Source organism: Wolbachia endosymbiont (group B) of Ischnura elegans (assembly GCF_947251585.1).
In the GTDB taxonomy this organism is placed as follows: Bacteria; Pseudomonadota; Alphaproteobacteria; order Rickettsiales; family Anaplasmataceae; genus Wolbachia.
On sequence record NZ_OX366371.1, the window covers coordinates 1,441,162 to 1,467,148 of the forward strand.

The following is a 25,987-nucleotide window of genomic DNA, read 5'->3' on the forward strand; positions in this document are numbered from 1 at the left end:
TTGTAAGAAGATAATGTTTTGCCAGTCAATATTATAAATTGACTATAGCATCTTGCTGACGGCTAAGATTTACGTTGACATCGTTAAGATAACTCTTAATGGCTGGCTGGTTATCTATTTTTCTCCTTTTAGTTTTTGTACTCTCTGTGTCTAGAAACCTTTTGTTTTCTAGCAGTAACTCTTCACTTGATACTGAAGAAGAACTTTCGCTATTTTTTTCTACATAAAGCTCTTTTAAGATTGAAACACCCTGAGAATTCAAATCAGATTTTTCAAATTGTAAGAGTGATTCTCTTTTTTCTATCTCATTTCTTAAATATGTTAACTTGTCTTCACCTTCAGTAAATAATTCTTGTATAGCATTTACAGTTTCTAAAGTACTAGGATGATTTACTCCTATCACTTTCTCCTGTAATTCTTGCAATTGTTGGAGTTCTTGTAATGCTTTTTCTTTATCCTCTAAGCAACTATGTAAAACAGCTATATAAAACTTCACAGATAGTACGTTAGGATGATTATCTAAAAATCCATAATTTTTTTGTAGCTTCAGCACTTTCTCAAAATATTGCAATGCTTTCTCTCTTAATTCTCTTTGAATTACTTTTCCTACCTCTATTTCAACAAAATAAGGAGCCGGTTGTAAGTACTGACTACTCTCTTGATTTATCAGAATATCTTTTAGCTGCCTAAATAAAGCTTGTATACTCAATTCACGAGGTAAATCTTCTTTATGTGGTAACGCTTCTTCATTTATAGTTACTTTTTTTCTTTCTTGACTCATAAAGAAATATGCTAAGGCATAGATATATTTTGTATCTAAATTATAAAATTCATACACCTCGGAAGGATCAAGATAAGGATCATCATCGGAGTTAAAATCACTTATTTTAAGGAAAATTTCATTTCTCAGTTGTCTTACATAGTACAAAGTTGTAAATGCATCAGTATATCTTTTTTGCATTACAAATACTTCAGCTATAATAACTGCCATATCTAGATGTTCTTCTATAAGTTCCATGATTTCTTCGTTAAATGAACTAGTAAATATAAAGTTATTGTATTTACTGTACGACAATGCTTTTTTATAATTTTTTTGTTTTAGATAAATAGAAAGTATTTTTTTATCCAAAGTAAGAGAAGGAAATGCATCATTTACCTTCTCTAATTTTTTTAAATCCAGAAAGATTTTTAACGCTCTATCATATAGTCCCAAACCAGCTTGCGCGCAGGCAAACTCATATTTAATTAATCTTGAATATCGATCATCTACAGCAAGTAATTGAGATAATTGTGACGTGAGATTGATAACTTTTTGATACTCATATAACTCATTTAAGCCACTTAAAATTAAACAAGGAAAATTCTTATTTTCTTCTATTAGATAGTCATATTTTTGACCATGATCAAACAAAGATAAGAGGTGAACTACATCTAAAAACCCTCCTTCAGTTTCAGATACCAATTCTATGATACAACTTAATATGTATTTTTCCTCATCTATGGTAAACTGTGAACGTATTACTTTTTTTATTAATTCATGCATAGTATAGACCTTGTATTTACCTTCCTTTTTTGCATAAATTATCGAATATTGTTCTAGCAATTTAAAAATGGAGTATAGCCTATCCTCATATCTAATCCAGGCAAGAAATAAATTGGGATCAATTGTACCATGACCAAAATAAGCCATAGCATTTAAAATTTTTAGAACTTTCTCTCCAGAACTCATCTTTTCTATTGTTTCCATCGAGATTAGTAATGTTATTTGCAGTATTCTATCGTATTTATTTTGTCTAGTGTTTCGTGGAAATTTCTGATTAAACCTTTCGTATTGTATTAAATATTCAAAAATTCCAAATGCTTCGCTCAAAGGGCTTGATCCTTTGTTTTTAATACACGCTGCTGCTAGATTTATAGCTAATGGAAAACCTTCGAGTTTTCTTATTAGTGCTTTTATTTTTTCATCTTGCGACTTATCTGCTATCTCTAAAATTCTTTTTACAAGTTGTATAGCTTCTTTTTCTCCAAGACTATCTAAAGACACTTCTGCTATATCTTGATAACCTTGATCAGAAGAAGTAAATAAGCAGTCAAAACCACCTCTTTTACCTCTGATCTTTAAAATTCTCTCTAGATCTTCTTTTTTAACTCCCTGAAAAAGGAATAGGCATTTTTCCTCTCCTTTATTTCTTTCTCTTTCCATACACATGCTTAGGCTATCTCGGACAAGGGAATCAAAAGAACTTTCTATGGACAATATATCTTGAGTATTTACCTCATAGACATTAAGATAAACTCCTTTGTTTTCTTCAACAAATTTTCTAGCTAGTTGAGTTTTGCCAATTCCAGATGGACCTACTATTATTACTTCTCCCCCATGTAATTTTGTATATATCTCCTCTATTTGTTTCTTTCTTCCAGTGAATTCTTCTACTGGAGCACATACATCCTTAAAATTCATTTTCCCAAGTAGAGATGATAATCTTTTTATATTTGATACTTTTATACTAGGCCAAAAACTCCTAGATCTTGCTGTATTACCATGCTCTGATTCAAGTAGGTTGCTATAGTTTTGAGAGACTGTTTCAGCATGATTTACAAATGCTTCTTTTACTTTTAGATAATAAAACGAATTTGGAATTGTTTTTAAATTTTTTTCCATCAAAGATACAACATCACTATTTTTTTCAGTTCTTCCTATTAACTCTTTGCCTCCTATTATATGTTGTTCTTTTTTTCCTTCTTCTTTAACTAAGTATTTCAAATTCATATCTAAATTTTGTTTGCGCTCTTGACAACAAAATAAGATATGCTCGTTTAAAAAGCTTACCTCTTGTTCAATATGGGATTTAATTTTTACTATAAGATCCTCAATTATCTTTTTGCTTGGCATTTGGATTTCTTTATTGACAATATAAAATACCTTCTCCACTTTAGCCTTAAATTCTTGTATATTTAAGGCATCTAAAGTATACACATAGTTTTCAAGTTCTACGTTTGTAGCTTCTACTCTAATATATCTTGTATCATATGTTCTTTTCGACTTTTCACCCATAAGGGAACGGCGATAACCATACTGACTAGATTTATCCTCACTTTTCTTTCTATAATAGACGAAAGAGCCTTCACTGCCTTCTGCAATTCCGATATTTTCATATAGGTCTCTAAGATTATAACTTATTTCTCCATACTGCGCAGACATACCTTGAAAGTATGTATTTAGAACAAGGGTTTCAGCTATTCTTATATTGCTCAAATCTCTCTTATGTTCTTTCTGAATGTAACATTCAATTATCTTATCTACAATGTCATCTGCTATTTTTGAAACATGATCAAAACCTATTTTCTCAAACTGCATTTCAAAACTTTGAAAAATATTGCATCCAGCATCCATTAATATTTTTCTAAAGCCCAGTTTATATTCATTAAACGTTCCTATTAAGTCTGATAGATTAATAAAACTTTTTGTCGCTTTTGTTACATTACCTTCTCTCAAAGATGCTTTCATACCAAACATCTCCCAATCATCATGTGTTGAACATCCAAAAATACTTTGCACAAACCTGTTAATGCTCACCCCATCCGAAAATATTCTGTTCCCCTCTCTCAGTGTACTTGCAAGTATATCATATATAATAAGCCTCGTTTCAAATGATTGAATGAAACTCAGAACAAACTTCATCAAATTTGAATACTCTACTTGATAAAATTGATAATGATTATTTTCTTTATAAGACAAGCGTATTTTGTTACAGTATTTTTTCTTTTCATTGTATATAAGATCTTTTGAATCTTTCTCAGACACTATTATCGCTGTATTTAGTAGATCAGACATTGCATTTATTTCATGCTTTCCACCCCAAGTTTGAGTCATTTCCATGCATTTCAAGTATGTATCAAATATAAATTCCTGAACTTGATCACGTTTTTTTATCTTATTAAGTTCAGTACAAATTTCCTTTATTGCACTTTCATCAAAAAAATTGGGTTGGAGTTTACTAGTGTCAATATTATACTGCTCAATTTTTTCAGCACCGAATTCATGTTCAAACTCTTTTTTAAAGGTACCTCCTGTAAAATAACTTCCACTGTTACTCTCAAAAAGATCCATAATCTCAACCTTATTTTCAAATCTTCTTTGGCTGAAACATACTTCATCAGCAACCTCACAACGAAATGTCTTCGTTACCAACCGCCTCATTACACTATCTTCATAAATATTTGCATTACTTTGCATTAGCCTTTGAATTGAATGTACATCATGGTCGCTCGCAAATAATTCTTTAAACCTTTCATGAAAGGCATAATCATCAAATTTTACGGGAGTTAAGTAAGCTAAAGCAACGGACCAAAATAAGCAACTGCCATCTCCCGGTACATCAACTTCTTCATATGAAATAAGCGGTTGCAGTATCTTAGCGATATCTTTTCTGTTATTATCTTTAGCAATATCTATAGGAGTCTTTCCCTCTCCATTTACAACATCAACTTGTGCTCCTATCCTTAGCAAAAACCTAACAATTTTTAATTCTCCCACACGAACAGCAATATGTATCGGTGTATCATTATATTGATTCACCTGAAAATTAACGTTTAGACTCGGATATGCTTCAAAAAAACTTTTTAGCTTTTCAAGCTTTCTATCTTCTATAAGATTAGAACCCTCTAGAATACTAGTAAATTCTTTCTGTATTTCACTTATTAATAGTGTCTCGCTCAAGATTGGCTCAAAATGAAAATCTCCTTTATTTATTATATGTATAGTATCTTTTTCATTATAATCTGTACTTACAAATTTGGATCCTAATCCATCAATAAGAGACCCTGACCATTCATATATGGGAAGATATTCAATAACATGCAGCTTAACATTATATTCATTACAAATCATGCTTCCCTCAATTTTAGGTCTGCCACATATAGGAACCTGCAACGTATTTCCATACTTTAAATCAGTTAATGATGAAGCCACTTCTTTATTGTCCTTCTGCATTCTTTCTATATCTTCATTACTGTATTCTATACCAACCAAATAAGTCTTCCATAATTCATCATCATCAATACCAGGCCCTGGAGGTATGACTGTAGAATCTTCACGGTTTCTAGCATCGGCTATAATCTTTTCTTTCATTTCTTGACTAATTAAAGCTTGCTTCCTACAAATTTCTCTCAAAGATTTCACAGTAACACTTGTTCCTGGCTTTAATTGCTTAAGTCCTTGTACAACCGCGTGAAAGAAACCATCCCCTCCTCCAACTGCTTTCCCTATTGTAAAACCTTCTGGCAGCTGTAATATTTGCTGACTACTAGATGACAATGTGTCTTCTTTTTGCGTTCTTATTAACCTAGATTGATTATCTGTTACTTGTTCCTTTGTATTTTCTTTACCTAACATAAAGCCCCCTATATTTTAATATTCATATTTTGATTGTTTTGTCGTACACCTCTTTTCTGAAGATTGGTTTTGACATCTAATTCATTTGATTCTTATGCAGCTGTACCAAACCAATTTGCTGTAGAAACTTTACGGTAATCCTAAGTAACTTTGATTGCTGAGTAACAGTGCGCCTTTCTTTTGATTTCTTACTAAACTAGATATATTCTTAAAAAAGCCAGGATTGCTTTCTGAATGATGTACATAATACAATTTATCTAACACCCCATGTATTCTTTACATTGAATTACATTATAGCTAAAAAGATCTAGCAGAGCAAGAACTTTTTAGCATTTTATTTTAGTTTGTATTTTTAAAACTAAAGCCAGTACTTGCAAAAACACTTCTGTTTTTTTACTGCAATGTACTCTTTCTATTTTTAAGTACTAATTCAACTTTACATATTACTCAAAACTGAAACAATACAGCCATTTCCGATAACTAAAATCAGCAAGCGTGAGAACTGCTTGTTTTGGGATGGATTGGTCTACCACTCAATACATACGAACTTTTTTATATGTTGACTTTACTATACGCTAAAACTAGCTACATTAGCCCATTTCATCCATATCTACATACGAACTATTTTGCCTAAGCTTATGAAAATAATTTAAATCTTCTATTTTTATAACCTTATTTTTACGCTGCTTGTTCTCACAAATATACGATCTTTTTATGTTTTTTGGAGGAAGTAAATAATTCAATTCCTTATAACACTAATTAGTATGGTCTTTTCATTAAATTTATCCTCTCAAAAAGACTGTGCTTTATCCATCTACTTTAATGGTATCATAATATTTTACACCTAAATCTATTCTATAAAAATTCACAATACGAATTAGTAAATAGATTATATTCAAACCGATTGTATTTATGATATATAGCGCATACAATATATTACTTGTTTATTTTAGTAGGGGGTATAGGTATGTTTAGTTCGAAGCAGGTAGTACAATATAATTTATTTGGTAGTAACGTCCTTGAAGGCATTTCATCTTGTAAATTTGCACATTTTCCTGAAGAGGTATTTGAGATTAGCAGTGAAGAAAATCAAGTAATAGATAGTTTGAAAAGTAAAATAGAAAATCTACAACAAGAAAATTTTGATCTTAAAAAAAATGTAGAGTTACAAAAACACTATAAGAAAAGAGTAGAAGAGTATTACGAAGAAGTAAGTGAACTTACCAGAGAAATGCAAACCCTAGAAGGGAAAATTAAAAGGCTTGAAGTTGAATTACAAAGAAGGACGAGAAATTTAACTGAAAATGATCAAGACATCGAACAGCTAAAACAGAAAGTAGAAATATTATTATTAGAAACTCAGAACAAAAGTGATATAATTAAGAACTTAAATAATCAATTAAAAGAGGCAAAGAATGAAATTCAGTTAACAGACAAAATAAATGAAGAGTTACAGCAAAAACTGGATTTGACTGAAGCTGAGTTAAACAGAGTAAGAAAAGAAAGTACAGTGCTGATAAACAGTATAGAGGATTTGAAAGGTAATTATGAAAATCAGATACTAGAAAAAAAGAAGGAACTTAATGATATAAGAGATCAATTGTGTATTTATTTATCAGAGTATAAAGAGCTATTTGCAGAATTCAGTAGTCTGCAGAAGGAAAACGAAAGTTTAAAACAGAAAAATTTCTATATTAGTAATGAAGTGTCTCTTGCAGATGAAATAAACAAAGAAAACGTAAGAGAAGAAATAGCAAAGCTTCAGTTTGTACCTGAAGTGAAAATTAAACATATTATTGATAATAATGATTTCCCAATTGAAGTATGGAACGAAACGGATAGTGAAAGTGACAATGTTAGCCCTTGCCCTGATTATGATGAAAGTTTTGGTAGGCGTTACAGTCAACTATTCTATGATGAAGCCATAATTCATAAAGAAAAAGATACTTTTGTTTTAATTCGTCAAAAAGATTCTTTTTCTTTAGCGAAAGTAAAACCGAATACAAGAGAAGAAGAAAAGTATGAAAGTATTTGGCAAAAAATAAATAAGATCCATGATTATCTGGACATTTTAGGTTACTCTGGTAGCGAAGAAGATTATGAGGAGTGCGAAAAAGAACTTGATAAAGTTATAAACGAAGCACTGAAACAAGGAATAATGTTCACTTTTCCATATAAATCTGATATGTCCTTGATAGATCGTATAGCTGACACATTCCCAAAGCTATATTTATCTGCTGACACTACTCGAATTTATGAGTTTTTACACAAGAAAAAAATATTTCAGATAATATCAGAAGGTGCATCTTTAAACAGATTTAGCGATGAAGAGCATGGAGATGTAGTAAACGTAATTTGTTCAGATAAAGATACCTTAGGTCAGCGAAAAGCAAACCTTTCAAAGCTGAAGGAGTTAGCACTTGAAAGTATTATAAGTAAAAGTGAGCAAATTGATAAACATGACTTTGAACTAGAAATAGATAATGGATATTTTTGTATAGATTACCCACAAAATAGTACTATTGAAGTTGCAAAGATATTCAATAATCAAAAAGCTAAAGATTTAAATCTAAATATTGGTATAGTTCAAGTTGGAAAAAGTATAATTAGAGTTGAAAACATAGAAGGAAGGAGAAATTATACAGACATCTCAGGAGATATCATTGAAATGTCTTTTACCACTGAAGTAGGAGAGATCAGTATTCATCTATGTCCTAATGAGAAAGATAGTAATAAAATAGAGGTGAGGCTTGTCGATGAAGTAAGATTTAACAAATTAGAGAATAAATCAAGTTTAGGGCTAAATTGTCTATTAGGGGGGAAAAGTGTTTTAACAGCTATAGAATATGGGTATTTTAAAAGAAATAGCAGCGTATTTGAAGAGTTAGATAAGGCTATTAAACAGTCAGATTATACAATAGAAAATCCATCTAGCTTTCTAGAGGGGGTTAATAAAAATCAACTACTCAAAGTAAATGCAAGGGGATATGGTCCAGGATTATGATAATACAAATTATCTGCATTATACTAAAATGTAAAAACAAGAGGAGCGAAGATGCTTTTTAATTTAGAGCCAGGCAGTGTTGGTTATAGTGATAAACATAGGATTGGAACTATCAAAATAAATGATAAAGAAAGAAGGAACTATAGCCCTTCTCATAATAGTCCAAAAAGAGTAAGATATGGATTGATAGTAGTGAAGGTAAGGATGCCAGTAGCATATAGTTATGACTTAAGGAAAAGGGTAATGGAAACGTTGGAGGTGGTGTAACAAGCTTTTTAGCCTACCATTTGTCTATTAAGCTCGGGAGTGTTAAATAAACTGTGTCAAACCGAGAAGTAAAGTAATAAATTGATAAAAAAATGGAGGTTTGACAATGAGTCAAGCAAACACAACTACCGGTTTGGTAGACTATAAAGAATTAGAAACAAATATCTTCTCATCTATACGAGAAGGAAGACCATTGACAGGAAGAGATGGAGCATTAACACCATTTATAAAAAACTGCTAGAGGGAAGGCGAGATAGAAAACCATTTGTCGGCTGAAAGCGAAGAAAACAACCGAAGAAATTCAAAGACTTTACGGACAAGTATTTGAACTATTGACACCAAGAGATAGAGAAGGAAGTTTCGAGCCACAAGTAGTCAGAAAAAGGCAAACAACCGAACTTGAAGCAAAGGTTTTAAGTACATATGCCAGTGGCATGGGATATAGCATCGCATGTAGAAGAAATATAAAATATCTGCAGCAGAGATATCAAGTATTACTGACAAATTGTTACCGGTAATCAACGAATGGCGCAGTCGTCCGCTGCAATCTGTATATCCAATAGTGTTCATGGTTTTTTAAGGTCAAGGAGGACGGGCATTGTGTAAGCAAATGTATGTATAACATATTAGCAAAATGGCAGAAAAGAAGTTTTGGGTTTTTATTTGGCTGAAAGTGAAGTTCTGGTTGGGAGTACTATAGCCCTTCCCATAATAGTCCAAAAAGGTCATAAGAAAGAAGAATCGACAGCATGACGAAAAGATTTGAATAAAGGAATGTTTTTCCTGGTTCTGTTTTTTATAGCAAACCAATAATGTTCAATTTTGTTAAAATCTGGAGAATATGGAGGTAACCGTTCACGGATTGTGAGAATGAATTAAAGAACTAAGCAGTGACAGCTACTAGATTCTGTAGCTTTTGAAAGGGGTTCTGGCCATTTAGACGTGATGTCAAAAATATCGACAACATTCTTTCCACGAATCTTTCTCCACGTTCTGACCAGGTGAAAAAGCTGTTTTTACGATAAATTACGTACCGTCTAATTTGCCGTTCTGCAAGGTTATTAGTTGTTTCTATCACTTCAGGTTTTCTTAAAAACTTCCACATCATATCCTCAGATCGTAACATCTTAGCGGCCATTCTTGAAGCTTGAGTGCTATTTGCAACCCTCGTCATTTTACGTAAAAAATGTTTTACCCTTTTCCGAATTTTTCGCACCAGTCGATAAAATCTCAAATTATCTATCAAATTTTGTTTTTTTGCCTTATCTACTACAAACACCTTATTGCTGAGCGATTTTAGTGCTTGGCCAATTTTGCTCACTTCAACATTTTTACTATGGGCAAATCTCTCAAAATCTCTTGCCAGATGTGCCCAACATATCTGTCTATTTTCACGATTGAAGTAATTGTATACAGCGTATCTATCGCTCACAACTATACCATCATATTCTGGCAGTAAACTCTTCAACACCTTCTTACCACGAGACTCGCTTACCTTCAGAAGTGTCAACGCTTTGTTTGTTATTACCCAACTCCAGCCTCTCTTTCCTTGATTTCTGTGCCCTGTTTCGTCTATATGCAAATACTCGCTTCCTTGCAACTCTTCCTTCATTTTCTCATATTCAGATGCACACTTCTTCGATACCCTGCGTTCAGTATTTGAGACTAAACCAAGGCTTATATTTAGATTAAAAATACTGCCCAAAATTTGCTGTACCTCTCTTTTTGAGTTAATAAAAAAGCCGCTAAGGCTGCTTATAACTGTTTTAGCATTGGGTCCTAGAAAATCTCTTGCAACACCTTCGGGTAAATTTGCTGTAATTCTTTTATTACATACTCTTATATGTTAAAAACAAGTCTTTATAAATGTCACGAAATGGCGGTATAAAGACACGCAGAGAGGAGGAACCGTACATACTCTTGGTCATAAGGACCGTTTTGCAGCAAGGTTCTCCTCTCTGGTTTATTATACTGAAAGTTCCGAACAACTGGTTGAGCTTTTAGGCTCGTATATAAGGGTGGAAAATGCAGTATACACATTATTTATGGAGGGATTATGAATTTATCAAATATTATTACTGGCATTGATATTAGCAAAAATAAACTAGATATCCATATTCATCCACTTGGACATCATAAAGTATTTGAAAATAACGTTCAAGCTATTGATCAAATAATCGACTTTTTGCGTTTACATAACGTAACCAAAGTTGGACTTGAAGCAACTGGTGGGTACGAAAAATTATGTGCTTATACTTTATTAAGCCATGGTTTTGAAGTATATGTCATTCAACCAAGATGGGTGAGAGATTATGCAAAAAGCCTTGGTATTGCTACTAAAACTGATAAAATAGACTGTAGCATCATCTCACGTTATGTTAGTAATACAGACATGCGTGTCACTCCTTTAAAAGTTAGTAGTATTGACTGTTTGAAGCAAAAATTATCGTAACCGTTCACGGAATATTCCCAATTAGGCAGGAATAGCGACTAAATTCTGTAGTTTCTGGACAGGATTCTGATCATTCAAACGTGCAGTCAAAAATATCGAAAGCATTCTTTCAATGAACTTTTCTCCACGTTCTGACCAAGTGAAAAAACTATTTTTACGATAAATGACGTACCGTCTAGCCTGACGTTCTGCAAGGTTATTGGTTGTCTCGATCAGATCAGGATTGCGCACGAATCTCCACATCATATCTTCAGAACGTAGTATATTGGCAGCCATTCTCGAGGCCTGAGTTCCTTTTGCAACCCTTGTTATCTCTCGCAAAAAATGTTTCACCCTTTTTCGAATCTTCCTCATTAACCGGAAAAATCTTAAATTGTCTATCAGGTTTTGTTTACGTGCTCTATCTACCACAAATACCCTGTTGCTCAGCGATTTTAATGCTGCGCCAATTCTGCTCACTTCAACATTTTTACTGTAAAAAAACCTTTCAAAGTCCCTTGCTAAATGGGCCCAGCATATCTGTCTGTTTTCACGATTAAAGTAATTATACGCAGCATACCTATCGCTTATAACTATTCCATCATACTCTGGCAATAGCCCTTTTAATATCTTCTTTCCGCGAGATCCAACTAACTTCATAAGTGTTGCTGTTTTATTCGTTACTACCCAACTCCAACCTTTCTTTCCCTGGTTCCTATGGCTTGTTTCATCTATATGTAAATACTTGCTTTTCCGTAGCTCTTCTCTTATTTTTTCGTATTCAGATAGGCTTTGTTGCATAGCTAGTGTTGGTTGAGGTTATTGTAAGGAGAAAAGCTTATGGTTACTAACGCATTTTGTTGTAAAATAGGCATTTTTCAAACAAGTATAACTTATGCCACAAAAAATGAGAGTAAGTAACCAAAGAGAATATAATGAGTTTCTAAAAAAAAGAGGAAATGTTTTTCATTTTGTTAATCAAGCCATAGAAAATTGGTATGAAAATAGTCCAAAAGTTGCAGGTGGCAATAACACTTATAGTGATAAAGTTGTAATTTTAATACACATAATAGTTCATCTTTTTAGAATTGGCTTGAGACAAGCTGTAGGTTTTGTAAAAGGTTATATGGTACAAATAGGCAAAAAACTTAAGATTATCAGCTATACACAAGCTTCCAGAAGATTTAAAAAGCTTAATTTGAAGATTGATGACCATAGAAGCAATAAAGATGATCTGGAAAATGTTGAAATTGCCGTAGATAGCACTAGAGTTAGTATCTACAATAATAACGGTGGGCATAGTAAGCTTAATATTCGAAAAAGAAAATACAGTGGTTATGGTCAAGTAAGAAAATTACATGTTATTTTAAACATAAATGATAAGAAAGCAATAAGCATGAACTACACTAGTGGTGTTGCTGTAGACTATTTGCCGGTCTGCGATATGTTAGAAGAAGTCAGTGATAAATATAACATTTGTTCTATTCGAGCAGATGCGGCTTATGATATAAAAAGTGTGTATAAAGAATGCAGAAAATACAATATTGTGCCTATTATTCGCCCTAGGAAGGATACTAAAATTTGTTTAGCTGACTACTTATCAGAAAGAAACAAGTATATTAGTAGAATTAGGTCATATGAGAATTATGAAGATGGTATTAATGAATGGAAGAAAAAAGTTAAGTATGGAGCACGGTCTTATATTGAAGTCTTTTTCTATAGGTTGAAGCAAATATTTGGGTTTGGCTTGAAAAATAAATCAGAGGTAAATCGTGAAAAAGAGCTGTTAATTAAGTGCTACTTACTGAACAAATTTACTGATATTGGTATGGCTAAATTTAAATTAGCTGCGTAAGTTCATTGTGATTTACATGCCTATCAGTGCTATGCAACAAAGCCATTCAGATATACATTTTTCTGATACTCTACCCTCGGTCTTTGATACCAAACCTAGGCTTATATTCAGATTAAATATGCTGCTCAAAATTTGCTGTACTTCCCTTTTTGAATTGATAAAAAATCCACTAAAACTGCTAATTACTGCTTTTGCATTAGCTCCTAAAAGATCCCTTGTCACACCTTCAGGCAGACTAGCTGAGATCCTTTTCTTACACGCCTTACAGTAGCCTTTTTGTAGCCTATATTCAGTCACTATCGGTTTAATTTTTGGCAATTCAACCTTTTGATGCACAGTTTCTTCTTCTAAAATAACTTGGCTTCCACACATGCAAATTGTATCAATTGAACATTTTACCACCTCATCTGCTACCATCAATTCCCGCTTGTGCGCTTCATGTCCTGGCTGCCCGCCTGGTTTTTTATCGCTCTTCTTTTTTGTCTTTTTGCGATATACATCTTGCGATGGTGGCAGCGATGAATTTTTTGAATTTAAACCCAGCTTATCCTCTAGCTCAATTATTTTTGTCCTTAACTTATCATTCTCTGCTTTCAGAGTACCAACTTCTGACTCCAATACCACAATCTTTTCTTGTAGCACCTCTATCATCAACCCCTCATCTATCTAGTTTATTGTTTTTTATACTAATTATGCAATTTTTGTAAACTACTTTCTTATACCGTGAATGGACAAAGTTGATAAGCCTAAACGCCATCATGTCTTTAGGAGAGTCTGCTAATGAAGGCTCTTAAGTTGACGCCATTGCGTGAACGGTTACAAATTATCTCGCAGGAATCAACTAGTAGAAATAGCAAAAATACAAAAAACCCAAGCTCATCAAGTAACCGATTTATCTATAATCAAACAAATGGAAGAGCTACTTGCAGTTTTACAAAATCAAATTCAAGTCTTAGAAGATGAGGTAATGGAATTAGTCGATAAAAATCAAGAGCTTAAAAAAAAGTACATGTCAATAACTAGTATACCTGGTGTAGGTGCAATAACAGCTATTACTTTTATTTGTTATCTACCCGAGCTTGGAACTCTCCAACATAAAGAAATATCCAGCCTTTCCGGAGTTGCACCTTTTAATCGAGATAGTGGTTTTAGTAAGGGAAAAAGGTGTATTCAGGGTGGTAGATCACAAATTAGAAAGGTTTTACATATGTGCATTCTTAGTGCGCAAAGGTACAATTCTTATATAAAAATCTTCTTTGATAGGCTATACAATCAATATAAAAAACCATATAAAGTTACCTCTACTGCTGCAATGAGAAAATTACTTATCCTTGCTAACTCTTTAGTAAGAGACGGTAGACTGTTTACTGAGGAGTATAGCCCTAAAACTGCTTCTATATAGCAATAGCATAGCTGTGAATAAGTACGCCCACACAAATTTTAAGTACTTATTCACAGCTACATCAATTTTTCTATTGACTTTTAACACAACTGCTACAATGTCCTCTTTGCAACCTGTACTCAGTTACAATTGGCTTAATTTCTGGCAACTCTGCCTTCTGATGAATAATTTCATCTTCTAAAGTAATCTTACCTCCACACATACAAATTGTATCAATTGTGCATCTCACTACCTCGTCTGCAGCCATTAATTCACGCTTATGCACCTTATGTCCTGGCTGACCTCCTGGTTTTTTATCACTTTTCTTTTTTGCTTTCTTACGATATATATCTCGTGATGGTGGCAGCGATGAGAATTTTGCGAATTTAAGCCCAATTTGTCTTCTAATTCAACTATTTTTGCTTTCAAGCTATCATTTTCTCTGATCAGTGCTTTTATTTCTTCCTTGAGATTAGCGTTTTCTGCTACAACCTTTTCTTGCAGCACTGTTGTCATTTACCCATTCCATATTTAGCTTCCTATCTCTTTACACTTTTATACTTACTTTGTAAACCACCTTATCTCCGTGAACGGTTACAGTTTTTTTAGATCTTTGCTTGATAGTATGGAAAAGCAAACGAGTGCAACAACAGAGCAAATGGAAAAAAATGAAAACATAATACTGTTACCACAGTGCTTAACAAGTACTCCTAAGAGCACGCATGAAAATATTGAACTTGCAATATACCCAAATAATCCTGTTAAGCTTACAATTGCACATACATTATTTTGTGGAGCAATTTCTACAGCTATAACACCTGTCAGTACTTGCACTCCAAATATAAAGAATCCTGATAAGATTGCACCAAGGTTCATAAGAATTATGTTTTGACCAAAGTTCATTGCAATAAAAGTGAGTGCTATACCCAACATATAAAGTGATGCCAGCAAGCTTCTATTTTGAAAGAAGTACATATCACTAATTCTTCCTGTTATTAAAGTTCCAAGGATTCCACCTAAATCATATACGCCTGTTATTAGTGAGGATTGTACAAGAGAAATTTGTAATTTATTCTTTAAAATTATAGGAAACCAAAAGAAGATTCCCATTTTTATAATATAAGCACAAAAAGTAGCACAACATAGAAACCATATGGAACTTGTTACCTTGATACCTATTTGAGATTTCTGCACCTTATAATAGGTAGTAAAGTTGGCACTTTCTTTGTAATATGCCTTTAATATTATATAAATTCCAAAAAGTAAGCATAAGAAACCAGAGTACAAAAATGCACTTTTTGCATTATATATTTTAATTATACTTGGTAATACAATTAAAGTAATACAAGAACCAAGTTGCTGAGATGCGCTCATAACTCCCCATGATGATGCAATTGAAGAGATGCTAGAGTTTGTAACCATAAACTTGGTAATAGCTGGCCAACCTAACCCTTGTGTCCAAGCTAATAATATTAATGTTAACAGTAATAAAGTTAGATTATTATATGATAAAGTTATACCAATGGTTAATAATCCAGTTGCAATATTGCATAGCCCAAACATAAATAATGGATTATTTTTGGAGTCCATGATTATTCCATTAACAAATTTTGATACTCCATAAAAAAAAGAAAAGCAGGCAAAAAAATAGCTTAATTTTACATGGTCAGTATCTATTAACAGTGGTAGAGCAATTGGTATACTTTGTCTTGATAAATAAAGCAGCATATATCCACAGAAGAATAGTAAATATTGAAAGAAGACAAAGTTCACACCTATTCCCAAATAGCTCTATGCAGATGCTAGCATAATACTATATTGGTATAATATTGTTTGACAAGAAGTTTGCAAACAATTAGTGCAGAAAATTACTTAGTATCTTTCTTATAGCAGATACAGTAGTATTAATATCTTCATAGCTTATATCTCTATGTGTTATAGCTCTGATTTTACCTTTGATGTTAGCCATTCTAATTCCATAATTTGTCATTAGTACGTTTATTAATTCTTGAGTAGATATACAATTAGTACGTAATGAAAAATACGCTATATTAGTTTTATACAGGTCGATATCAATTATAACTTGATCTATGGAGTCTAGGCCTTCTATAAGGTGCTGCATTTTTTTATGATCTTCTTCTAAAGAATTTACATTATTACGTAGAGCATATAAACATGCAGCTGAAATAATGCCAGCTTGGTGCATACCTCCGCCAATTTGAAACTTATAGTACCAAGCTTTTTCAATAAAATCTTCACTTCCAAGCAATATTGCGCCCATTGGAGCACCTAATCCTTTACTAAAATCAATGAATACCGAATCAAAATAACTTGCATACTCCTTTGGAGATATTTTAGTATGAGCACAAGCGTTGAACAGTCTTGCTCCATCTAAATGAGTGAATACGTCATTCTCTTTGCAGAGACTTGAGATCTCTTGAATATATTCTAAAGGCCACACAGCTCCACCACCAAAATTTGTCGTTTGTTCAATAGAAACAAGCCCAACTCTCGGAATATTTCTTAAACTAGGACGAGTAATAAACTCAACAATTTGTTCTCCAGTAAATATTCCTCTTGTACCTTTGATGGGCAAAGGAGTAGCATGTGCCTGGGCTGCGATCAAGCCAGATTGTACTATGAGTGGATGTGAAGTTTCATCAAGCAGCAAGTAATCACCAGGTCTTTGAATGTGTACTTTATAAGCAATTACATTGGACATCGTTCCTGAAATCAAAAAGATTCCTGCAGGTTTACCTAATATTTTACATGCGGTTGCCACTAATTCGTTCACAGTTGGATCTTCACATGCAGCTTCGTTTCCAACTTTTGCTTTAGCCATCGCTTCCCTCATTTTAGCTGAAGGGTCAGTGTTTGAATCGCTAAAGAAATCTATTTTTACTCTCATATTAAATTTAACACAACCTCCTTTATAATTTCAGCAGCTTTCATGATGTCTGTTTCCTTTGTGCCAAGATGGGTAACTGCTCTTATATGAGACTCGAGCCAAGGAAAAAGCAATAAACCATAAGCTTGGCACTTACTCAAGAAAACCTCATTAGTTACATTTAGTGCTTTTATACTAAAGCTTACTATATTAGTTTCTGGATAAGGTAGTACCAGTTTTATGTGTGGAATTTCCTTAATCTTGTCTGCAAACAGTTTGGCGAGTTTATTGTCTTCTTTAAGCCTAGAAATATTGTTCTGTAGTACATACTTTGCTGCATTAGCACAATACCCTATCTGATGATAACCACTACCTAGCCAAACCTGTAGCTTTTTAGCCCTTTCAATTATCTCTCTTTTACCCATAAGCATTGAACCAAAAGGAGCTCCAAGTCCTTTGGTAAAAGAAAAGCTCATTGTATCCACATATTTAGCATAATCTGCTAAAGCAATATTTGTTTCGACATGAGCATTAAATATTCTTGCACCGTCTAAATGAAGATTTACATTGTGAGCTTTTAAAAAGTGATATAACTCGACTTGTTTTTCAAAAGGATAAATTTTACCATTAAACCCGTTTATACTATTTTCTATAGAAACAAGACTCACCTGAGCAAAAATTTTGTACCTTGGCTTAGAATTAATAGCATATTCTACTTCAGCAACATCTAAGATTCCGCTATTATTTCTAATACAATTAAATACGATATTATTTACTTTTGCATTGCCTGCGCTATCGAAAAAATTAACGTGATAATTATAATGAGTTATTAGTTCATCACCAGGACTTGTTTGACTGGCAATGGCTAATCTATTTGCAAGCATACCGCTGGTTGCAAATAATGCTTCTTCTACTTTGAATAATTGTTTGCAATATTCTGATAAGTCATTACAGCTTTTGTCTTCACCATAAGCAAAATCTCCAACAGTTGCATTACTTATTGCATGTATAACGTTGGAGCTCTGCAGAGTTGTAGTGTCACTTCTCAGATCAATAATTTTTTCCATCTTATTTTTTGCCATTCAAACAACCAATTTGAGCATTCCAAAGTTCCTTGTAAAGACCTTGCTTAGAAACTAATTCAGCGTGTTTACCATCTTGGACAATTTTTCCTTTGTTAAATACTAGAATTCGGTCCATGTGTAAAAGTGTAGAAATACGGTGTGCTATAGTAATCGTAGTTTTATTTTTCATCAATTTGAATAAACTCATTTGAATTGTTTTTTCTGTTATAGAATCTAACTGACTAGTTGGTTCATCGAGAAATAATATTGGAGCGTTTTTTAAAAATGCCCTGGCTATTATTATTCTTTGTCTTTCTCCTCCAGATAGCTTGATGCCTTTTTCTCCGACTGTAGTTCCATATTGATCTGGTAGAGTCATAATGAAATCGTGAATACCAGCCAGCTTTGCAGCTCTCATTATTTCTTCGATAGTAGATTGAAGTCTACCATATATGATGTTTGCTAAAATAGTATCATGAAATAACAATGGGTCTTGAGGTATTACAGATATTTGTTGCCTCAAAGAACTCTGTGTAACTTCTGATACTATTTGATTATCAATCTGTATATTACCTTTTTTAACATCAAATAGCCTTAGGATTAAGTTTATAAAAGTAGATTTACCACCTCCAGAACAACCAACTAGACCTACTTTTTCGCAAGGATTAATGGTAACTGAGAAATCTTGAAATAATGACTCCTGACCTTCATAAGAAAAAGAAACATTATTAAACGTTATTTTTCCACTTAATAAATTTAATTCTTTAGCATTTTTCTTATCTTGAATTTCTGGTACGGTAGTTAAGATTGGCAATGCATCTGAAACTTTGCCGAAATGAGTAGAAAATTGCGTAAGATTCCTAGTTAGATGGTTAAGAAACTCTATAATCGATATATTAATTCCAAGTACAAGAGCTATATCTCCTATTGCGATCTTGTTCAATTGATAGTCATAAATTAAAAAGTACAAGTTTACTGCTTGGAGTATATCAAATGAATAGCCATATATAAACCAAAGACAAAAGTATGCCCATTGTAATTTTCTCTCTGCAATAGTTCTTTTCTTGCATATTTGAAAAAATTTGTGTCTCTCATGTGCTTGCTGAGAAAATAGCCTTACTGATATAACATTTAAAATACTATCTGCTATACTAGCTATTACTTGTGAATTTTGTTTAGAGTAATTATCAGCTAGTTCAGTAAGTACACGAAAGCTGAAAATCGATACTAAAATAAAAATGCTTACCCAAGTGAATGTAGCGATTGCAAATTTTATGTTTACTAATGATAAGGTATAAATAGCTAAGACTAATGCTATGCTGTAACCGAAAAAACAATCTATAAGCAATCTTATTAACTCTATCACACTATCCATTAAGCTACTGACCTTATGTACTAAGCTTCCAGATAAATTGTTCTGATAATAGGAATGGTCTTGTTGGAGTAGTCTACAAAAAGATATATCAGCTATCTTTTGACGCATTAAGGTAAACATTCGAATGTCAACAAAATAGCCATAGAATCTAAAAGCAGTAGTGATAAGTAATGCCATACCAAGATAAGCGCTTACAGGTAATAAAAGATTCTCAATTACATTACCTTCCTGATATTTTACAGCTGTATCTAGAATATTTTTTACTAAATACTTTCTAAAAGACAAATCAACAGCTACCACCAGGGCAACTAAAGACATTATAAGTACATTAAGTTTGAATTTAGATACTATATTCAAGATGAACATCAATACACATTTGAAGCTATCAACTCTACTTCTGTTCATTTATAATGCTAGCTCCACTACGTTGACTTTTTTATTGAGAAATACAAGTAGTGAAAACCATAAATTTTTGTATATTTTTCCTGAGATGTCTCCAGCATCATGTAGTGCTGATGCTCGATTCAGAATAAGTAGCTTATATAAATCTCGCTTAGCCTCAGTAGTGTCGATCTCAGAAATATTTGTAGTTGTGTCTGTAATAAAGGCTAACCAGCTCTTGATAAGTTCTTCCATGTTTTTTGCTTTTACACTTTCCTGGTAGCCAAACAATGACAAGCATTCTCTCAGTACAGATTCTGTTAACTCACCACAATTGAGTATACCAAAAACTGAAGGCTGAGGTTTTGGCACATAGGGAAGATCTTGATCTTTTACAATCCACCTTGTTACATAAGCAAATCTATCTTTAGCATCTGTATTCTTATCACTACCATGCCATAACCGTGAATCAAAAACTATCCCATCTCCTGCTGAAATAGGTAGTGACTTAATTTTGTAATTTTCCCGATTGTTTGAGTACTGATCAAAAAAATATGGGTACCAAAAATCAACTAAAGGCTGTATTTCCCATTTATGACTGTTTTCTATAATTTGCAGTGCACCTGAAGTTTCACTTACATTATTCAAAGCTAACCAAACAGAAAAGTGGTAAGGATCATTGAAACTATAGGAGATGTCTTGGTGGAAGGGAACTGCATCTATTAAATCAGCAGTTTTACATATAACATTTGATTTTTTCTGCAGTATCTGACACTGAAGTGACTTTTCAAGGTAATTTTTAATAATTTCATCTAATGCTTGAGAGATAATTCTAGTTACTTGAGATGACGTGCCCCATCTGCCGGTACAGTTTAAGTAGTCAGAAGTTGAAACACTTAGTTCTTGGGATAGCTCTGATATCTTATTTGTTATATCACTTAAAGACTGAGTTATTAGCTTTAAAGGAACCAGATTTTTGATAATAAAAAAACCATTTTTTTGTAGTATTTCCATATGATTAATACCTGACATCAATGACTGATAAGTAATCTGTTAAAGGCACAACAGCAAAAATTTTGAATCCTTTTACTTGTTTTAATATTTTTTCCCAATCGCTTAATGTTCTTAGTTTACCTCCTGTTTCAACCATTACATTAATATCTACAGAGCCTCCAGTTGGAGAGCGGTAATCTAAAATAGTTTCTATCAATAAAATACGAGATATTCCTTTGACCAATTTTAAATAAGATAATACTTTATCATCATCATAATGCTGCAGAAAGCGGCAAAAGACACCTAATTCATAATTTGTAACTGATAGTTCTTCCTGAGTTATAAGTTTGACTTTTAAATTTTCTACTAACTGTCTTGGTACTTTATGTTCGTTATATAGGCCTATAGAACCTTTATTGTGTATATCAGAACAAGCAAGAAATAAAGAGTGTACACCAAATAGCAATATATTCTTAGCACCATCTATATTAATCCTAGAATTAAACTCTTTAGTATCAAACCTAGAATATCCTAGCAATGCTTGGTAAAACGCTATTTTCTTATCTTCTGATGCTTCTCTTTCCTTAAAAGATTCAAATGAAGAGATGGACTTCTGTTTTAGTATATCGGCAATCTTTAACCAATTCTTTTCAGCGGCAACTCTTGCCCACATCGTTGCTGCTTTTGGCAAAAATGGTATTTCCTTAAAACACTTACCTTTTGATGATAGTTGCCATAAGTCCTTGTCCTTATCGTAATCAATAAACCCTATTTCCCACAACGCCCTTAACAGCCTTTCTAGATTTGGTACGATAATGTTTAACTTTTTAGATAAAACTGGCATAGTTGCAGGTAAAATATTTAACAAATCAAGTTCAATAGCAACGCTTGTTAGGTAAGTTTTCCAAAAGGCTGAAAGTTCTGCAGAAATCCTATGCACTTGAGATTCTTTACCTAAATCAAAAATACTAAACTTTACATTTCCGGTAATATTGATTTGTCCTAACACACCTTCAAAAGTTTCAACCTTTGCCATGCCATTATAGAATGCTTCTACCATTTTAAATCTCTGCTGGTAAACAGGATCACCATTAATATCTATATGAAACCAACCATGTTGATCTTCTGCAATAGAATACCCTTTATGAAAAACATTAAGTTTTTTATACCATTTATTATGTACTAACTTTCCATGATGATTAATATGTGTAGCTTTGCCATCCTTATAGACTACAGAGATACCATCCTTAAAATCTCCAACATAATCATATTCCTCCTGATAAATTCTGTTGCCATTTAAATTAATATGAAAACATTTATCATGTCTTCTAACTACACAAGCATCTTCCTGATAATTTCCAATCCATTGATAAGACTGTTTGTATACTCTACATCCAGATGGATCAATATGGTAACACCCTGTATCATCTTCTACGGCTGCTCTATTAAAGTAGAATCCAAAAGTTTTCAGAAATCTATTATGATAAACTGCTTCTCCTCTTACATTGATATGATAAGCACCTGTCTGATCATAAACCGGTGCAAGACCAGGCTCATGAAATTTACCAACCTTTATAAACCTATTTTCATACAAAGGATTTCCTAGCAACTCGTGAAACCTCTCACACGGTGAAATTTTAATAGATTTAAGATTATCTTTGATTAATTGATCAAAGGTTTTCTCATGTTGCATGTTTTGCATAATTTATAATTTAAATAATTCTTTTGTAAGCTTAGGTACTCACTACTCTGCCATATTTCCTCGAGTTTAACCTCATTAACATTACCAAAATTTCCTAATGTCTTACGGAGTTCATCTGGAGCACAGCAAGGACTAAACTTTCCTTCATTGTTTATCCATGCTTCTTTACCTAAAAATGGGCATTGACCACCTGGAGCCAAATCCTTAATACCTTCTTGAGAAAGGATTGTGAAATTTTCTAATTTTATCTTTTTACCATTTGGTAATAGCATATTATCTCTAAGCTCATATAACCTTCTCACCTCTGTATTCCATCTACTAATTGCTAACTCATCTCTTCTCATAGATAGATCCTTAATTTCCTCAAAATGTGCCCAAAGATGATGTCCTTTAACTCTATCTATGCCATTTTTTATGGCCATCTTAACTATGTCATAGAGTTCATGTAAATTACTTTCCAAAAATGTTAATTGTAAAGTAACGGTACACCTTTCACCTGTATCGCTAAAGTATTTATCTCTAACTTCAAGGAAAGTTTTTAAATTTTCTGTCACTACTTCCCATTTTGAACCTTTCATGATTCTTTCATGAGTTTCTTTAGTTGCCCCATTCCAGGAAATCTTAACATCAGATAAAATTGGTACCAATAGTTCAGCCCATTTTCTAGCTCCTTTAATGGGAAAAGAACCATTGGTTGTGAGGTTAAGCTTAAGGCCGAACTCATGGCACAAATTGATTATTTCATCAAAGCTTTTATACATTAAAGGCTCACCCATAGTAGAAGGAATGATTTCCCTTAAAGGTGTGCCAGCTGCTTCCTTAATTACTTTTCTGATAGTTTCTATCGACAGTATCTTAGGTTTTATTCCTTTGGCTTTCTTATCTTCTTTAACTTTGCTGTATGGTGAGAAACATTCGCACATTATACAAGCAAAATTGCAGTAATCTGGATTAGTATCAAAAGTAATTCTCCAAGGACCAGGTTTCAAAGCTACTGATTTGCCTTTCTTTTCAATAGCATTACGGTAAATCTTGTTAAGTTTCTCAATATGCTCACTCATAGAAGGTATATTCCCATTTTCAGTATAAGGATAGCCTTTTTGGGTAAGTTTATTGTATAACTCCTGATTTGTAGATAGGACTTGCATTTTTTCTGACAAACTACTTGCATCTCTGTGCTTAAATAATAGTCCATCTCTTACATATTCTGCCATACCACCATAATCGGCTGTTATAACTGGTATTCTAAGTTGCTGTGCTTCATGTATTACTAATGGTGAATTTTCACCCCAAATTGAAGGAACGACTATTGCATCAACTTTATTAAATACGTCAGTAACTATATTCTTATTATCATAACTTCCCATCCACTCTATTCTTTCTTTAACAACAGGTGAAAACTGATCGGCAATCGCTTTTAAAGCTTTAGTTTCTTCTCTTGCTGCTCCCCAAATTCTAAGTTTTGCTTTAGATGATAAGTGAGAAAAAGCTTTCAATAATAGATTAACACCTTTTTCGGGAGTATGAGTACCAATATAACCGAAAATAAACTCTTTTTCTTGTGCTCTATTTCTATTCTTAAGACGATTGAGATCAAAACCATAATCAAGATAAGAAATTTTGTTTATCGGAACATAAAAATCCTGAGTAAATTTATCCATCAAGAATTTCGATGGGGAAATAAAGTAATCTATATAGTCTATTATTTTCCTTGTGTGCTTCATTCTAGTTGCAACCCATTGTTCCCAATAATTTATGTCTAAATTCAGGAATTCTTCATCTCCTGTAAAATATCCTTTGTAACATTGAGTTGCACATTTTTGATCCTTTTGTCCATCACAAAGCCGTAACAAATCTTCAGAATTGCGTTGAATAAACCTTCCTCTTGGACACATTAACCAAAAGTCATGTAGCGTAAAAATTGTAGGTATATTTTCTTTAAAAGCAATTTCTGGTAAAGTAATTGATAGATGATTAAGATGACCAAAATGTATAAGATCTGGCTGAAAGTTATCTATTACTCTTTTAAATTGTATATCTACTTCTTCATTGATAAATTTGTAACGATATTTAGCTGTGGGTATATTAATTAAATGCAGTAAGATTCGAGAGTCACTACTATCTAGGACTGTAGTGTAATAAAAATCAGGTAAAAAGCTATTTTCATACCTAGTAAATACTTGTACCTCATTGTTATTTGCTAGTTCATGAGCAAGAGTTTGGCTATAAACCTCTGAACCAGCACTATAATAAGGAGGGTAACCATGAATAACTTTTAATATTTTCATATATTACCATATCTATATTGTTAGGATGTTCTTGTGTATTGTTTTGTAGACTTTTTATAAATTTACTTAATCCTACTTCTAATGAATGTTTTGGAGACCAACCAAGTAGCTCTTTAGCTCTAGTAAAGTCACCATGGAACTTAGTTACATCAAAATTTCTTGGAGGATAAAAATCAATTCTAGAATCACTTTTCGTGACTTTTAATATTGTTTTTGCTAAGTTTTCTAAAGTACATGGGCTATTAGTAGTAAGATGAATAGCAGGAAGAGAAGATTTTTCGCTTTGTAAATATTTAACAGTTAAGCATATACCCTCTATAACATCATCCAAATAGGTAAAATCAAAAACACATTCTTTACCTTCTATTTTAATTGGATCACCTCTTAATGCATTAATACAGAGTGCAGGAATTACTCTACTGTTATGATCTAGTAAACCACCGTATACATTTGAAAAGCGTAATATTGCTACATTAAAATCTTTTGAACTTGTTATTTGTTCCTCAATAAATGCTTTACCTTTTGCATAATTATTTATTGGATCGATACTAGCAGATTCTGTAACTGGCAGTTCCTTCTGCTCTCCATAGACTTCCCTACTACTTGCATATATAAACCATGGTTTATTTGGAAGTGACTTACATAACCCTAAAAACCGCATTGTACCATCAACATTAATTTTTTGACACAGTGTAGGATAAAGTTCACCATGTATAACTCTAGAAATTGCAGCCAGATGAATGATTCCTGTACACTGAGCAAGTAGTGGTACTATATCTTCTGAAAAAAAACTGAGTGGATTATCGCGAAACCTAATATCGCAGCTTATTACTTCATGGCCTTGGTTTTCTAACTTTTTCACCAAGGTTGACCCTATCAAACCTGCAGCACCTGTTATTAATATCCCCATGTATACCCTCTACTACAACTAGGAAAATTTGTCATACCAATTATCTTACAAGTA

17 protein-coding genes and 4 pseudogenes are annotated in these 25,987 nt (G+C 32.8%); 6 read left to right on the forward strand and 15 right to left on the reverse strand.

All coding sequences use genetic code 11. The annotated features are described in order from the left end of the window. Nucleotides 1–31 precede the first annotated feature (31 nt). Complete coding sequence (locus OPR58_RS07415) at nt 32–5,395, reverse strand: ankyrin repeat domain-containing protein (RefSeq protein WP_265022367.1); 5,364 nt, start codon at nt 5,393–5,395, stop codon at nt 32–34. 967 nt (nt 5,396–6,362) lie between these two features. On the opposite strand from OPR58_RS07415, the gene OPR58_RS07420 reads away from it, so the two are divergent. The 3 genes and pseudogenes from OPR58_RS07420 to OPR58_RS07430 all read left to right on the forward strand — a co-directional run. After that, nucleotides 6,363–8,399, forward strand: a complete 2,037-nt coding sequence (locus OPR58_RS07420; RefSeq protein ID WP_265022368.1) for a coiled-coil domain-containing protein — start codon at nt 6,363–6,365, stop codon at nt 8,397–8,399. Nucleotides 8,400–8,450: 51 nt separating this feature from the next. Continuing rightward, nucleotides 8,451–8,666, forward strand: coding sequence for a hypothetical protein (locus OPR58_RS07425; protein ID WP_064085299.1), 216 nt, complete (start codon nt 8,451–8,453; stop codon nt 8,664–8,666). Between the two features lie 106 nt (nt 8,667–8,772). Next, nucleotides 8,773–9,344: pseudogene (locus OPR58_RS07430) on the forward strand (transposase); the annotation flags it as partial. Nucleotides 9,345–9,391: 47 nt separating this feature from the next. Here OPR58_RS07430 and OPR58_RS07435 read toward each other — a convergent pair. Beyond that, nucleotides 9,392–9,517 (reverse strand): annotated as a pseudogene (locus OPR58_RS07435) (transposase); the annotation flags it as partial. Between the two features lie 32 nt (nt 9,518–9,549). After that, nucleotides 9,550–10,509 (reverse strand): IS66 family transposase, encoded by a 960-nt coding sequence (gene tnpC / locus OPR58_RS07440; protein WP_320109902.1) that lies wholly within the window; start codon nt 10,507–10,509, stop codon nt 9,550–9,552. Between the two features lie 213 nt (nt 10,510–10,722). On the opposite strand from tnpC (OPR58_RS07440), the pseudogene OPR58_RS07445 reads away from it, so the two are divergent. Next, nucleotides 10,723–11,115 (forward strand): annotated as a pseudogene (locus OPR58_RS07445) (IS110 family transposase); the annotation flags it as partial. Between the two features lie 24 nt (nt 11,116–11,139). Here OPR58_RS07445 and tnpC (OPR58_RS07450) read toward each other — a convergent pair. Further along, entirely contained in the window at nt 11,140–11,898 is a 759-nt protein-coding gene (gene tnpC, locus OPR58_RS07450; RefSeq protein WP_265022370.1) for an IS66 family transposase, read from the reverse strand. Between the two features lie 94 nt (nt 11,899–11,992). On the opposite strand from tnpC (OPR58_RS07450), the gene OPR58_RS07455 reads away from it, so the two are divergent. Continuing rightward, nucleotides 11,993–12,952 carry an IS5 family transposase gene (locus OPR58_RS07455; RefSeq protein ID WP_265022212.1) on the forward strand — a complete coding sequence of 320 codons (960 nt, stop codon included), beginning with the start codon at nt 11,993–11,995 and terminating at the stop codon, nt 12,950–12,952. A gap of 12 nt (nt 12,953–12,964) precedes the next feature. On the opposite strand, the gene OPR58_RS07460 is transcribed toward OPR58_RS07455, so the two are convergent. Beyond that, complete coding sequence (locus OPR58_RS07460; protein ID WP_406846501.1) at nt 12,965–13,603, reverse strand: DUF6444 domain-containing protein; 639 nt, start codon at nt 13,601–13,603, stop codon at nt 12,965–12,967. 169 nt (nt 13,604–13,772) lie between these two features. Between OPR58_RS07460 and OPR58_RS07465 the strand changes: the two are divergent. Then, nucleotides 13,773–14,354, forward strand: a pseudogene (locus OPR58_RS07465) (transposase); the annotation flags it as partial. 70 nt (nt 14,355–14,424) lie between these two features. On the opposite strand, the gene OPR58_RS11305 reads toward OPR58_RS07465, so the two are convergent. The 10 genes from OPR58_RS11305 to OPR58_RS07515 form a co-directional block, all read right to left on the reverse strand. Further along, on the reverse strand, nt 14,425–14,601 hold the full coding sequence (locus OPR58_RS11305; RefSeq protein ID WP_406846499.1) for an IS66 family transposase zinc-finger binding domain-containing protein: 177 nt from the start codon (nt 14,599–14,601) through the stop codon (nt 14,425–14,427). After that, nucleotides 14,601–14,849 carry a DUF6444 domain-containing protein gene (locus OPR58_RS07475; RefSeq protein WP_265022268.1) on the reverse strand — a complete coding sequence of 83 codons (249 nt, stop codon included), beginning with the start codon at nt 14,847–14,849 and terminating at the stop codon, nt 14,601–14,603. Before OPR58_RS07475 ends, OPR58_RS11305 begins: the two co-directional genes overlap by 1 nt. 78 nt (nt 14,850–14,927) lie before the next feature. Further along, nucleotides 14,928–16,061, reverse strand: coding sequence for an MFS transporter (locus OPR58_RS07480; protein WP_265022372.1), 1,134 nt, complete (start codon nt 16,059–16,061; stop codon nt 14,928–14,930). Between the two features lie 127 nt (nt 16,062–16,188). Continuing rightward, nucleotides 16,189–17,241, reverse strand: a complete 1,053-nt coding sequence (locus OPR58_RS07485; RefSeq protein WP_006280070.1) for a threonine aldolase family protein — start codon at nt 17,239–17,241, stop codon at nt 16,189–16,191. Next, nucleotides 17,238–18,287 (reverse strand): threonine aldolase family protein, encoded by a 1,050-nt coding sequence (locus OPR58_RS07490; protein ID WP_006280069.1) that lies wholly within the window; start codon nt 18,285–18,287, stop codon nt 17,238–17,240. The genes OPR58_RS07485 and OPR58_RS07490 overlap by 4 nt, the downstream gene beginning before the upstream one ends. 1 nt (nt 18,288) lies before the next feature. Next, nucleotides 18,289–20,064 carry an ABC transporter ATP-binding protein gene (locus OPR58_RS07495; protein ID WP_253303154.1) on the reverse strand — a complete coding sequence of 592 codons (1,776 nt, stop codon included), beginning with the start codon at nt 20,062–20,064 and terminating at the stop codon, nt 18,289–18,291. After that, on the reverse strand, nt 20,065–21,054 hold the full coding sequence (locus OPR58_RS07500) for a phytanoyl-CoA dioxygenase family protein (RefSeq protein WP_319803921.1): 990 nt from the start codon (nt 21,052–21,054) through the stop codon (nt 20,065–20,067). Between the two features lie 4 nt (nt 21,055–21,058). Beyond that, nucleotides 21,059–22,735 carry a WG repeat-containing protein gene (locus OPR58_RS07505; protein ID WP_265022373.1) on the reverse strand — a complete coding sequence of 559 codons (1,677 nt, stop codon included), beginning with the start codon at nt 22,733–22,735 and terminating at the stop codon, nt 21,059–21,061. Then, complete coding sequence (locus tag OPR58_RS07510) at nt 22,696–25,023, reverse strand: glycosyltransferase (protein ID WP_265022374.1); 2,328 nt, start codon at nt 25,021–25,023, stop codon at nt 22,696–22,698. Before OPR58_RS07510 ends, OPR58_RS07505 begins: the two co-directional genes overlap by 40 nt. Continuing rightward, nucleotides 24,980–25,933, reverse strand: coding sequence for an NAD-dependent epimerase/dehydratase family protein (locus OPR58_RS07515; protein WP_265022375.1), 954 nt, complete (start codon nt 25,931–25,933; stop codon nt 24,980–24,982). Before OPR58_RS07515 ends, OPR58_RS07510 begins: the two co-directional genes overlap by 44 nt. Nucleotides 25,934–25,987 lie beyond the last annotated feature (54 nt).